Genomic DNA, 14,194 nt, shown 5'->3' on the forward strand with positions numbered 1-14,194 from the left:
CAACCTGTATAAAATTTTCAATGTTCTTCAATTTAGCCTTGACTTTTTATTTGCAGGCTCTTTTTTTATTCTGTCCTAAGCGCTGTCACCGGATCGCTCTTTGCTGCTTTCCTTGACGGAATGATTCCACCGAGCAGGGTAAGCCCGATACTCAAAAGAATCAGCACAATTGCCGGAAGCACTGGTAAAAATGCATTGATTTTGTTATTATCTGCCACCGCATGGATGATCATATTTCCAGGGATCAGAAGCAGCAGTGACAGTCCGATTCCGATCAGTCCGGCACACAGACCAATGATAACGGTTTCTGCATTAAATACCTGCGATACATTTCTCTTAGATGCCCCGATCGCGCGCAGGATTCCAATCTCCTTCTTCCGTTCAAGTACACTGATGTAGGTGATAACCCCGATCATAATTGAAGATACTACAAGGGAAATCGCCACAAACGCAATCAGCACATAGCTGATGATATCCACGATATTTGTCACGGAAGACATCAGTGTTCCGACTATATCGGTATAAGTGATGATCTGTTCCTCTTTTCCTTCTTTTTCCATCCGGCTGTTATAAGAATCCAGGATTTTCACCACTTTTTCTTTACTCTCAAAATCCGTCGGATATATGGAAATCTGACTCGGGTTCGCAAAATCCACGTATCCAAGCTTCTGCAGATTATTGTCATAGGAAGCAGTCGCGCTCATTGTCATGGATGTCATCAGCTCTTTCAGATCATCTTCTGTCATATTCATCTGAAATGCCTTTGCAAATGCATCGGTATCAATCTTCATCGAACTTCCAAGCATGTTCTGCAGCTGGGTTCCCACATTTCCCATGGCAGCCTGCATGGCGTTCCCGATTTTTTCTGTGATCTGAGTGACGATCTGATTCATTGCCGAAGTGATCTGTGTCTCAAGCACATCCGAAATTGCTCGGGTATAAGTTCCCATTGCCTTTGCCATGTAACTTCCCATTGTCGCACTTAACTGGCTCTCCAGCTGATCCATATCGATCACCTCGGAAAGCCCGTTCATCAGACGCTGTTTTCCATCTGCTGTGGCAAGGTAGTTCAGAAAATAATCTCCCATTTTGGTCGGATCTGCTTTTCCATTCGCCGCAGCATATGCCGGATAACTACTCGCCAGTTCTTTTGTCAGTTTTTTCAGCTGGTCAGAAGTAATATTTATCACCGTATCTCCAAAAACCTCCTGCTGCCAGGCATTCATAATCTCTTTTGCTTCCTCGGTCTGTAAATACTCCGCCAGGTATTCTCCAAATTTATCCGGATCTGTATATCCTTTTTCCGCAGCATACTTTTGATATCCTTCCATCACACGCTGTACAAGCTCCTGCATCTGATCAATTGTAATCTTAAACCCACCGGTGCTCTCAATGATCTCCTGCAGATTATCTTTCAGGATCTTCTGCGCTTCATCCGTCATCAGGTAATCCATAAAATCTCTCGCCAGATTTGAATAATCTGCTTCCGGATGGAATTTCACATACTCCTGATAACCTTCCATAACACTCTCAGACAACTTCTGCATTCCACCCGGTTTTACGGTAAGATTCAGGCTTCCGATCATATCGCCAAGATTCATCTGTGGCATACCGGACACGTCAAGACTGATCTGATCCAGATTTATCATCCCGGACAGATCCAGAGAATCCCCACCCATCCGGAATGCATTTTCCAGATTCAGGGAATCTGCCGACAACAGATCACCGGAAAATCCACTGTCGTCTAAAACAAATGCTTTCTGAAATGCATCCTCATCTACCGTAAACAGACTGTTCGCATCCAGTCCGTTCTTCTCTTCTGTGGTTCCGAACTGTTCTCCGGTAAATACATTCTTGGATGGATTCTCCAGCTGATCTTTTACAATCTCACTTTTTGCAGCCTCTTTTGCGACATGCTCAGTAAGTCTCTGCGGATAGCCAATCCCCGGTGTCAGAGCGGAAGCATTTGCATCTTCCGATGCCTGTACGATTCCGACGATTTTAAGTTCTTCGCCCTGATCCACGAGTTTCTTCATATATTCCTTATTATCGGATTTATCCTTCCAGATCTCGTACTGGCTGTCATATTCGTAGCAGTCAGACACATTAACCAGTTTAAAAGTTTTTCCAATAATATCCTCATAGGTATATGTTCCGATATTTGCCGGAGTGTTCACATCTTCTTCATTGATAAATTCCTGGATCATTTCGTCCAGTTCCATCTGATCCCGCAGTCCCAAAGTATAAAGGAGAAAATCACTCATGCCTCCGTCCGAAGTCAGCACCAGTACACATTCATTATAATTCTGCGGCCAGCGTCCCGCCTTCACGTCATACTGGTTCTCATAAAGCCCCTCCGTCTTAGGCATTTCATAAAAAACATTCGTACTCATCATCGATGACATCAGACTGTTGGTACTTGCGCCAGAGCTGATTCCAAGCGACTCAAAGGATTTGTCCGGATTCACCTGGCGAATGGAACCATCCTTGTTCTGCCGATAGATTCTTGGTGAAATATTATAAGAATATTCAACGGCACTGGTATAGTCCTCAATTCCACTTTTTCCTCCATCCAGATATTCTTTTAAAGACTTCAGATCGTTGGAGTCCATCGTGGAAAACAGATTGGTCATCATCTGCATAACCTTGACTTCCCCGTCTTTTTTTGTCTCCTTCTTATCCGAACTTCCCGAACCACTGTCCATATTGCCTACCATCATCGATGTCATATCAAATCCGGTACTCTGGATCTGAAGCGGATACTCGGAAAGAGTCTCTTCTTCAATTGACTTGATGTAGGCATTGACTCCGTTGGAAAGTGCCAGTATCAGTGCAATCCCGATAATTCCAATAGAACCGGCAAAAGATGTCAGAAGAGTCCTTGCTTTCTTCGTCTTTAAGTTATTAAAACTCAGGGAAAGAGCCGTCAGAAATGACATGGAAGATTTCCCCATATTCTTATGCTCCGGCTCCTCCATGACCGCTTCATTGACATAAAATTTGTCCGTATCCGAACGGATCTTTCCGTCCTTGAGCGTTACGATACGGGTTGCATATTCTTCAGCAAGCTCTGGGTTATGCGTAACCATTACAACAAGCCTGTCATTTGCCACTTCTTTTAAAAGTTCCATAACCTGCACGCTGGTCGCCGTATCCAGCGCTCCGGTCGGCTCATCAGCAAGCAGGATATCCGGATCGTTGACCAGCGCACGGGCGATTGCCACCCTCTGCATCTGTCCGCCTGACATCTGGCTCGGTCTTTTATGCAACTGCCCTCCAAGACCAACTTTTTTCAGAGCCTCGATCGCTCTCTTTTTCCGTTCTTCCTTCCCAATCCCGGAAATGGTCAGTGCCAGCTCCACATTGGCAAGTACCGTCTGATGTGGAATCAGATTATAACTCTGAAATACAAAACCAATGGTATGATTCCGATAGGAATCCCAATCTCTGTCTTTATATTTTTTTGTAGAAATCCCGTTGATGATCAGATCACCACTATCGTACCGATCCAGTCCACCGATGATATTAAGAAGTGTCGTCTTTCCCGAACCACTCGGTCCCAGGATCGCAACAAATTCATTGTCCCTGAGACTCAGGCTTACATCATCCAATGCCTTCTGTACCAGCGTACCTGTACGGTATTCTTTGCAGATATGTTGAATTTGAAGCATAAAAATTCTCCTTTTAAGTTGTAACTCATGAAACACGTATGTTTTATTGTACACCCTTAAAAGGAGAAAATCATGTCTTTTAGAAAAATTTAATTCTTTTTAGTCTCTATTTTCTGAGAAGTTCTTTTCCCGAAATACCTGGCTCTGTCATATTGACCGGATCCAGAACGGTTTCCATCTCTTTTTCACTTAAAAGCCCTTCTCTGAGGATCAGATTACGGATGGATTCTCCGGTCTTCATTGCTTTTTTCGCAATCTCCGCTGCTTTCTCATAGCCTACATGTGGACAGATTGCAGTAATTACACCGATGCTGTTCTCTACCAGCTGACGGCATCTCTCTTCATTGGCTGTGATTCCTGTCACACAGTTGTCAATAAAAGTCTGCACTGCATATGCAAGTGTATCGATCGACTGGAACAGACAGTAGAATACGATCGGTTCAAACGCATTCAGTTCCAGCTGTCCACCCTCTGCTGCCATCGTGATCGTCACATCATTTCCAATGATGTTAAATGCGACCTGGTTCACTACTTCCGGGATGACCGGATTCACTTTCCCCGGCATGATCGAAGAACCATTCTGCTTTGCCGGAAGGTTGATCTCACCAAATCCGGCTCTTGGTCCGGATGACATCAGACGCAGGTCATTGGCAATCTTGGAAAGTGTGACTGCACACGCTTTCACTGCACCGGATACTGCCACAAACGGATCCAGGTTCTGGGTTGCATCGATCAGATCAAAAGCCTGGACAAACTGAATATCAGATATTTTTGAAAGATTCGGAACAATACGGCTTACATAGGCTTCATCTGCATTGATTCCGGTTCCGACTGCCGTTCCACCCATGTTGACGGTACGCATCTCGTCCATCGCATTATCCATACGGTGGATATCACGCATGATGGCATCGGAATATGCCTGAAATTCCTGACCCAGACGGATCGGAACTGCATCCTGCATTTGGGTGCGTCCCATCTTGATCACATGGTCAAATTCCTCTGCCTTTTTGCAGAGCGCTCCATGAAGTCTGAGCAGTTCTTTTTTCAGATTCTGAAGAAGTCTGAGTGAAGTCATCTTGCCGGCTGTCGGAATAACATCATTTGTGGACTGTCCGCAGTTTACATCATCATTCGGATTTACTGCTGAATAATCTCCCTTTTTCCCGCCAAGAATCTCAATCGCACGGTTGGCAATGACTTCGTTTGCATTCATGTTCAGAGAAGTTCCCGCACCTCCCTGGATCGGATCTACGATAAAGTACTCATGCAACTTTCCTGCAAGGATCTCATCACATGCCTGTACGATTGCTTTTGCCTTTTTCTTTTCCAGAATCCCACTCTCGCAGTTGGTGATCGCAGATGCTTTCTTTATGTACGCAAGACTGTTGATGATCTCCGGATGCATATTCAGCCCGGTAATGCGGAAATTCTCCGCAGCACGCAGTGACTGTACCCCGTAATATACATCTCCCGGAATATCCTTTGCCCCTATTGAATCCTGTTCTACACGATAACCTGTTTTGTTTTCTTTTCCATTTTCCATCTCAAAAACCCTCAATTTTCCATTTTTCTTTGGCGTATTGCCTTTGTTGTTTTCATTATAGTTCTGTGTTACAATATAATCTAATACATATATTTTTATAGTAACTATAATTTTAAAACTATGTCAAAGGAGAATACCTATGTTTCAGGGAATGGAATATGTTTATGAAGTTTATCTGGAAAAAAGCTTTTCCAAGGCGGCTGAGAAGTTATTTATCTCACAGCCTTCACTCAGTGCCAACGTAAAGCGTGTCGAGCACCACATCGGATATCCGATCTTTGACCGGAGTACCAAACCACTGTCCCTTACCGAATGTGGGGTACAGTATATCAAAGCAGTAGAAAAAATAAAAAGTATCCAGAATGAATTTGAAGGATTTGTAAACGACTGGGGCGATCTGAAAAAAGGAGCACTCACCCTCGGAGGAAGCAACCTGTTTTCCTCCTGGATCCTGCCTCCGCTGATCGCGGATTTTGCCCGCAGATATCCTCTGATCCAGATCAGCCTGGTTGAAGAAACCACTGCCAATCTTGCCCGTATGCTGCGACACGGGCAGCTGGATCTGATGCTGGACAGCAGTGTTCTGGATGCCGCCATCTACGGCTGCCGTAAATTTCAGGAAGAGCACCTGATCCTTGCTGTTCCTGGAGCATTCCCGATCAATAATAGGCTGCGCTCCTATCAGCTTCCTGTAGAAGATATCCTGAGCAAAAGATTTCTGAAAGAATCCTGCCCTCCCGTTCCTCTGACACGCTTTAAAAGTGAACCATTTATTATGCTGAAACCGGAAAACGACACAGGGAAGCGTGCCCGTATGATCTGCCAGAACAATCTCTTTGAACCAAATATCATCCTGGAAATGGATCAGCAGATGACTTCTTACAACATCACCTGCTCCGGCATGGGGATCTCTTTTATCGGAGATATCATGCTCTCAAAAGTACCTCTTACCTCTGATGTGGTGTACTATAAGCTTCCTGCAGGCGAAAGCAGCCGTGACATCCGGTTCTACTGGAAAAATGGTCGCTACCAGACAAGGGCAATGGAAGAATTTTTAAAAATGGCGTGCCAGTAAGGCACGCCACTTTCCTGTAGAACAGATACTATCTATTTATCTGCAATCTTGGATCCGACAAATATTTCTTCTCTACATGAACCTACTCACTTCTGAGTGCATCGATCGGATTCATGTTCGCCGCCTTCACCGACGGAAGGAGTCCGAAAATAATTCCGATCAGTGTGGAAAATACTACTCCGACCAGAATAGACACTCCGCTGATTGCCACCGGAACTGCCGAGACTGCGGAAATAATATAGGCAAGCGCAATTCCTCCTGCCACACCGATCAGACCTCCGAGAAGGGTAAGCACTGCCGCTTCCGTCAGAAACTGCGTCAGGATCCTTCTTTTTCTTGCCCCCAGCGCTTTTTTCAGACCGATTTCTCTCGTTCTTTCTGTCACAGACACCAGCATGATATTCATAACACCGATCCCGCCAACCAGAAGTGAAATGCTTGCAATCCAGAGCAGCTGCTGGTTCGTCGAGCTACTGATCTCCTGGATCTGGTTCGCCTGTTCCAGAAGATCTTCCCCTTTATACTTTATCGTCTCATCAGACACAGTCAGATAACTGTTCAGGATATCTGCCGCCTTTTCTCCTGCCACGGTCATCTCATCTGTGCTTGTCGCGCGGACAACCAGATTCTGCGGTTCATCGTACTGATAAATAATCGACCACAGTGTATCCGGAATACAGATCGTTCCGCTTCCATCTGTGGATACATAACGGTAATAGTCTTCCATCGAATTGATCACCGGCTGCGAATTTTCTTTTCTCGCCATCATACCGATCACGGTAAATGGCTCCCCTTTAACCTCAATAATCTTTCCGATCACATCTCCATCCGGGAATAGAGCTGTGGCTGTCGTTTTATCAAGCAGCACAACTTTCCGGTTTGCAGTAAAATCTTTTTCGGAAAAGCCACGCCCTTTTGTGATCTGAAATCCATAGGCATCCAGATAATTGGAATCTATCCCAAGAATATTACAGCTTGCCAGCTTCTGACTGCCTGCATATACAGCATCATATTCATTCCGTCTGTGATAAAGGGATGCACTTTCCACCTCATCCAGTGCCTGAATCTCACCAAGTGCCTGATCTGAAATCTCCGGTATTCCATCCGGAACCTCCTGATAAGACAGATCCAGTGTCCAGTCTCCCTGATAAAGCTGGATATTGACCGCATTATTTCCCGCGCCAACCAGATTTTTCTTGATCTGCTCATTGGTTCCTTTGATCGTTGAAACAATTGCAATGATCGATCCGATTCCGATAATAATACCAAGCATCGTCAGCGCAGACCGCAGCTTATGACTCCAGATTCCCTGAAATGCCAGCCTGATATCTTCAAGCATCTCCTCACCCCCTCATTAATTATAATCATACAATGACTCCACTGTCTTTGTCTTCGCACCCTCTTTTACATTTCTTCCATACGGAAATGCAATCTCATCCTCCATGGTAAGTCCGGAAACGATTTCCATGGAACCGTACATATTTTTTCCAACCTCTACATACTGCTTCTCCAGCCTTCCATGTTTTCCTTTCTTGTATACATAGGAGCGGTTTCCGTCTTCTCTTATGAACATCTGTTCCAGGTAAATCGAATTCCCATTGTCACCCGAAAGTCCGTCTACGGAAATACTGACACCATCGCCAGATGAAAGATCTGCATCTTTCTCAACCACTGCAGTAAACGGATAGTAGGACATATTAGGATTCTCGCTGCTCTTCATACTTTCAACCGGTGAATTACCGATACTGGTGATCGTTGCCTCATAAGAGTTCCCCGTATTCCAGGAAGTCACCATCACAGTCATACCCTCTTTTAATTTATCATAGCTGCTTTCGGCAATCCCTCCGATTACATAGCAACCATTTTTTCCGGTCACAGATATAACCGGTTTATTCTCCAGCTTTGCCTCTTCTTCGTCAAGTACAGATTTTACCGTTCCCTCTACTGTACTTTTTACAACACCATTATTTACTTTTTTATCCAGCTTTTTCAATTCCAGTTGCGCTGTTCGCTTTTCCAGATCCAGGTCCTTGATCTTCTGTTCTTTTTCCTGGATCTGCTTTGCCTGCTCTTCCCTGGTCATTCCATCTGCGTCTCCTGGATCCGGTTCTTCATATCCACCAGGGTTATCCGGTTCGTCCGGAATTATCGGCTCTTCCGGTGTCCCCGGCTGCTCCGGATTTTCGGGCTTTATCACCTGTCCGGTCTTTCCGTCCAGCGTCCAGGAGTATAAAAGAAGCGTCGGTTCCTTCTCCTGATCCACTACATCAAAGATACAGACCGCCCTCTCTTCCAGCATTTTCAGCATGAACTCCGCATTTACCGTTGCTCCCGGCGCACAAAGATAGCGATACGGCTTTTCTTTTGTTCCATCTCCATCTTCATTATAAGGAGCAGCGTCCTTTGTAATCTCTTTATAAATGATCTTATCCTTCAGTTCTTCCGGAAACGGCTTCCCGATTGATGGTTTTTCCGGTCCTTCCGGATTTTCTGGTGTCTCCGGCTGCTCAGGATTTTCGGAAGTATCCGGATTTTCCCCTTCATTTTTCTTTGTATCCGCAGTCCGTATTATTCCAGGTCTGGTTCCTTTTGCAGTCATTTTTCGTAGTTCATCCTGGCTTCTTTCAACAGATGCAACAATCTTTGCATTTTTCAACTGTTCTAATTCTGCCTTTTGATTCTGAATATTCAGTTCAATCCCCTGAATCTCCATCTGCTTCATCTCCTGCTCAAGTCCTGCAAGCGTAGTATCATAGGCAACCAGACGATCGCCGATCTTCACCGTATCCCCTGATTTGACATAAATCTCCTTGATCGTAAGGGTATCATCATGGTAAATGTCCTGGCTCGCACCTGCCTGCACCTTCGCATAATCATAAATATCCGATTCTGAATACCATCCACCATTACTCATACTTGCTACCGGTGCTACCTTGACCGCTTTTTCACTTTTTTTCATTGCAAATAAAGTGCCGCCTCCAATGAAACATACACAGACAACCAAAGCAATCCCGATCTGAAGAATTTTTTTCTTATTTCTTTTTTGAAAAGTCATCCTTTATTCCCCCTCTTCCATGCCTCCTGCCTGTACATTTTCGTTCTTCTGAACGGCTGCTCCTTCTTTACATTCTCCATCCGGCCAGACAATGTAATCCGTCTCTTTCAGTCCTTCTGTGATTTCCCATGTATCCTGCTCCTCATCATAAGCACCAAGCTTTACATTTCTCTTTTCCAGTCTGTCCTTTTTATTTGCTACCCAAACGTAAGGCTCTTTCCCGTCTGCATCTACAATATAAGCAGTCATCAGATGTAATCCCTCTGTATTTACTCCGGTTCCAGGCTCGATATATACATGCTGTCCCAGCATCAGACCATCACTGGTTTCAAGCGTTACATAAAATGGATACTTAGTTGCCCGGGCAGAAGAATCCGAGCCGGAATACATCTCGCTTTGTGAACTGCTCTCCGGTTTTTCTGTGTCGATCACATCCACAGATCCCTTCCAGATCTCCTCCTGGTTATTCCTTGCCCGCACTGTCACAGCCATTCCCGGCTGAAGCTCACCGATATTCTGTTCACTGATCTTTCCCTTAATTCGGTATTTTCCAGTAGAAAGAATGCTCATAAATGCCTGCTTTTCTCCACTGTAATTATCATAGCTAGGATCCGGATTGATCTCCTGGATGATTCCTGCAATCGTGGATGTCACCGTGGATGATTCCAGACTCTTCTTCGTCCGGTTCACTTCCAGTTCTTTTACTTTATAATTATATTCTTCCTGTTTTACATTCGTCTGCAGCTCCTGGATCTGCGTTGTATAAGAAAGCTGCTCACCTGCCGGTGCATTCTTTTTCTCTGTCGTTAAGGCCGCAATCTGTGAATTCAGATTGGAAATACTGTTCCCTATCTTCTCCAGCTCCAGATTCCCCTGCTCCAGTGTCATCGCAAGCTCCTCTGTATCATATTCAAAGAGTTTCGTCCCAGGCTCCACTTCCTGCCCTTTTTCTACGAAAATCTCTTTCACTTTCTGTCCTTCTGAAAGTGAGATTTTCAAAGTATCCTGCGCCTCCACAACGCCTGCAAATCGGTTCACGGTTCCGCTTCCGTTTCCGGTGATCACGCTGACCTTGTCTGCATAGAGGGTGTTTTTCGCGGAATCCTTTCCCACTCCCGAAACCATGTGCAGGATTGCGGCAATCAGAGCAACTGCAAAAATAAAGCATATAATAAAAATCACCTTTTTCTTCCCCATCAGATTTTCTTTGAAATTCCCCTTTACATTCATTTTCATTCCCTCCTCATCATTCTACTTTTAAGGTGTAAAAGTTTGTTGAAGTTAGTCCGACAAAGTGTATATAGAAAGTGCTGCGGCTTCCCTTCGGCAAACTATTCCGAGGAACCTCTGAAAGCGGGAATCGTGTTCAGCAAAGGCTTCCACGATTCCTGAGTTTCCTCTCCATTGCCTCAATAAGGAAGCCGCAGCACTTTCCAGATCCAATTTGTCCCTCTAAGTTATCGCACAATACCATCGCCCCATAACTTAAATTCCGATGTCCAATCATAGCTTCAGTATACTGGAAAACAGTGGAGAATACTATTTATATTTTCTTAATTTTCATTTATTTTTATATCGCTTGATTTTTTGACTGAATTTTCATTCTTTTTAAATATACATGTAATGCCCAATAACAGCAGTCCCACTACTTTTTTGAACATTGAACACCCAGAAGGGCAAAGCCAGCAAAGTAGAATGGGTGCGACATAGAAAAGTAATCCCGTAGATTCACTTTTTGCGCAATGGAGAGGAAACCCAGGAATCGTGGAAGCCTCTGCTGAACACGATTCCCGCCCCAAGTGGTTCCTTGGAATGATTTGCGCAATGGAATCTACGGGATTACCTTTCTATGTCGCACCCTCACAACCTCCCCTCCATGCCCTTCGTCCCCCCTTCTACATCCACAAAAAATACACCGCAGGATTCCCCCATTTCCTGCGGTGTTTTCTTACATACTCTATTCTTCTACCATATGACAAGCTACTTTATGCCCCGCCTTCACTTCTCTGAAAACCGGTGCTTCCTGTCTGCATTTTTCTGTCGCATTCGGACAGCGTGTGGAGAACGCACAACCCTTAAAATCTTCGGTTCTGACCGGCTGTTCTCCGGAAAGCTCTGAAAATCCGTCCCGCTCAATATACGGATCCGGCACAGAAGCAAAAAGTCCTTTCGTGTACGGATGGAGTGGATTTGCAAACAATTCTTCGGTATCGGTTTCTTCTACCAGTGTTCCCAGATACATAACCCCAATACGATCTGAGATAAAACGGATAACACCGATATCGTGTGAAATAAATAAAAGGCTGAGTCCCAGTTCCTTCTGAAGTTGCATCAGCATATTCAGGATCTGTGCCTGAATCGATACGTCAAGCGCAGATACCGGTTCATCACAGACGATCAGCTTTGGTCCGATAACAAGGGCACTTGCAATACCAAGACGCTGTACCTGCCCACCGGAAAGCTCGTGCGGAAAACGGAAATAATGGTCTTCGGAAAGCCCTACCTTCTTCAGAACCTCTACTACCTTTTCTCTTCTTTCTGCTGCATCCAGATTGCTGTGGATCTTCAGGATATCCTCCAGGATATTTCCGATTCTCTGACGCGGATTCAGTGCAGAAAGGGTATTCTGGAATACCATCTGCAATTCTTTTCTAAGTGGTCTGAACTCTTTGTCACGTAATTTACAAAGATCCTTTCCATCGTAAAGAATGGAGCCACTGTCTGGTTTTGTCAGCCCTACAATTGCACGTCCTGTGGTAGATTTTCCACATCCGGACTCCCCAACCAGTCCGTATGTCTCACCTTTTTTGATGGAAAGGGACATATTATCTACCGCACACATCCGGGATGTTTTCCCAAAAAGGCTGCTCTTTCCGGTTTTCAGAGGGAAGGACTTTTTTAAGTTTTTAATTTCCAGTAAATATTCGCTCATCTGTCTATACCTCCTCTTTCACTGCCTGATCTGCATATTTCCAACATTTTACCAGATGCCCTTTTCTTGCTTCCACAAGCGGCGGCTGTGTATTCTTGCAGCGGTCATCCGCGTATTTACATCTGGTACAGAAATGACATCCGACTGGGATCTTGGTCAGCGGTGGTACGGTTCCCGGAATAGTTGGAAGTTCTTTACCTCTCTCCACTCCAAGATGCGGGATACAGGCAAGAAGCCCTTCCGTATACGGATGCAGTGGATTGGCAAAAAGTTCTTCTGTCGTAGTATCTTCTACTACCTGTCCCAGATACATAACCTTCACACTATGACAGAGCTGCGCAACCGCCCCCATGTCATGCGTGATAAAGAGCACGGACATACCAAGCTTTTCATTCAGCTCTTTGATTAGATGCAGGATCTGTTCCTGGATTGTTACATCCAGGGCAGTCGTCGGCTCATCTGCGATCAGAAGCTTCGGCTCGCAGGCAAGTGCCATTGCGATCATCACTCGCTGCTGCATACCACCGGATAATTCAAACGGGTACTTTTTCATGCAGTCTTCCGGATTCGGAATCCCGGTCAGCTTCAGCATCTCGATTGAACGTGCCTTTGCCTCTGCCTTTGTTACGTTTTTATGAAGAAGCACGATTTCGCTGAGCTGCTTTTCAACGGTATGTACCGGGCTTAAAGAGTTCAGCGGATCCTGGAAAATAACAGAAATATCATTTCCACGGATCTCTCTCATCTTGGAAAGCGGTCGCTTTAACAGGTCTTCATTTTCAAACAGGATCTCTCCCTCGTACTGCACTGCGGTGTCGTGATCACGAAGACGGAGAATGGACTGTGACATGACACTTTTTCCGGATCCGGACTCTCCTACAACTCCGATGATCTCACCCGGCTGGATGCAGAGATTTACTCCGTCTACTGCAGGAAGCCATTTCTTATGAACGGAGAATTTTACCCGCAGATCTTTGACTTCCAGAATTGGGTTTTTACATTCATTACACTGCTTTTCCATTATTTCTTCGCTCCTCCTTTTACTCTCGGATCAAGGAAATCCCGGAGACCGTCGCCCAGAAGATTCAGACTGAGTACACAGACTACTACTGCAATACCAGGGCAGATCATGGTCCACGGTGCCTTTGAAAATACCAGCTTACTGTCCTGCAGCATATTTCCCCAGCTTGCTGCCGGAGCCGGAATACCAGCACCTAAGAAGCTTAAGGATGCTTCGGAAATGATTGCCTGTGCAAAAATGAAAGAGGCCTGCACGGTAAGCGGTGAAATAACGCCCGGAAGGATCAGCTTCCAGAGGATTTTAAAGTTACTGAACCCCTGCACCTTTGCAGCCTCCACATACGGCTGCTCTTTGATGACCATCGCACTTGCACGGACAGTACGCGCCACACTCGGTGTATAAACGATCGTCAGGGCAAGCACCACATTCCAGCTGGAAGTACCAAGTGCTGCGATCAGGGCAATTGCAAGAAGGATTCCCGGAATGGCGATCAGACCATCACAGATTCTCATCAGGATCTGGTCAAGAATTTTGAAATAACTTGCATACACACCGATGATCGTGCCAAGGATGCAGGAAAATGCAGCAACACATCCGCCTACCCATAGGGATACTCTGGCTCCATACATCAGACGGATGAATATATCACGGCCATATTCATCTGTTCCAAAAATATATTTTGCACACGGCGCTTTAAAACGTTCTGTGACCGTCATGGCATTTGGATCAACCTTACTAAGAAGCGGAACCAGGACAGCTACAATAAGAATTACGACAAATCCGACTGCACCGATGATCAGTGCCGGATTTGCAAGAAGTTTTTCTTTCCGAAGCTGTCTCTGTTCTTTAAAAATCGCTTCACTGGCTTCAGACATACTTTTTCTTGTAAAATACATC

Annotated in this window: 9 protein-coding genes; 1 reads left to right on the top strand and 8 read right to left on the bottom strand. The window is 45.1% G+C overall.

Annotated elements, in window-relative coordinates:
- Nucleotides 1-65 precede the first annotated feature (65 nt).
- Both PGU50_RS03835 and PGU50_RS03840 read right to left on the bottom strand, forming a co-directional pair.
- Nucleotides 66-3,671, bottom strand: coding sequence for an ABC transporter ATP-binding protein/permease (locus PGU50_RS03835; protein ID WP_270246146.1), 3,606 nt, complete (start codon nt 3,669-3,671; stop codon nt 66-68).
- A gap of 106 nt (nt 3,672-3,777) precedes the next feature.
- Nucleotides 3,778-5,214, bottom strand: a complete 1,437-nt coding sequence (locus PGU50_RS03840) for an aspartate ammonia-lyase (RefSeq protein WP_270246147.1) — start codon at nt 5,212-5,214, stop codon at nt 3,778-3,780.
- 139 nt (nt 5,215-5,353) lie between these two features.
- Between PGU50_RS03840 and PGU50_RS03845 the strand changes: the two genes are divergently transcribed.
- Nucleotides 5,354-6,289 (top strand): LysR family transcriptional regulator, encoded by a 936-nt coding sequence (locus PGU50_RS03845; RefSeq protein WP_270246148.1) that lies wholly within the window; start codon nt 5,354-5,356, stop codon nt 6,287-6,289.
- A gap of 82 nt (nt 6,290-6,371) precedes the next feature.
- Here PGU50_RS03845 and PGU50_RS03850 read toward each other — a convergent pair whose 3' ends face one another.
- The 6 genes from PGU50_RS03850 to PGU50_RS03875 form a co-directional block, all read right to left on the bottom strand.
- Nucleotides 6,372-7,628 (bottom strand): ABC transporter permease, encoded by a 1,257-nt coding sequence (locus tag PGU50_RS03850; protein ID WP_118198332.1) that lies wholly within the window; start codon nt 7,626-7,628, stop codon nt 6,372-6,374.
- A gap of 15 nt (nt 7,629-7,643) precedes the next feature.
- Nucleotides 7,644-9,344 (bottom strand): HlyD family secretion protein, encoded by a 1,701-nt coding sequence (locus PGU50_RS03855; protein WP_270246149.1) that lies wholly within the window; start codon nt 9,342-9,344, stop codon nt 7,644-7,646.
- Between the two features lie 3 nt (nt 9,345-9,347).
- A complete protein-coding gene (locus PGU50_RS03860) occupies nt 9,348-10,574 on the bottom strand; it encodes an efflux RND transporter periplasmic adaptor subunit (RefSeq protein WP_270246150.1) in 1,227 nt (408 codons plus the stop codon).
- 727 nt (nt 10,575-11,301) lie between these two features.
- The gene (locus PGU50_RS03865; protein WP_270246151.1) at nt 11,302-12,276 is read right to left on the bottom strand and encodes an ABC transporter ATP-binding protein; all 975 of its coding nucleotides are present in this window, start codon (nt 12,274-12,276) and stop codon (nt 11,302-11,304) included.
- 4 nt (nt 12,277-12,280) lie between these two features.
- On the bottom strand, nt 12,281-13,297 hold the full coding sequence (locus tag PGU50_RS03870; protein WP_117824729.1) for an ABC transporter ATP-binding protein: 1,017 nt from the start codon (nt 13,295-13,297) through the stop codon (nt 12,281-12,283).
- On the bottom strand, nt 13,297-14,193 hold the full coding sequence (locus PGU50_RS03875; protein ID WP_117824730.1) for an ABC transporter permease: 897 nt from the start codon (nt 14,191-14,193) through the stop codon (nt 13,297-13,299). The genes PGU50_RS03870 and PGU50_RS03875 overlap by 1 nt, the downstream gene beginning before the upstream one ends.
- Nucleotide 14,194 lies beyond the last annotated feature (1 nt).

Source organism: Coprococcus sp. AM11-30B, from assembly GCF_027674365.1.
Lineage (GTDB): Bacteria > Bacillota > Clostridia > Lachnospirales > Lachnospiraceae > Allocoprococcus > Allocoprococcus comes.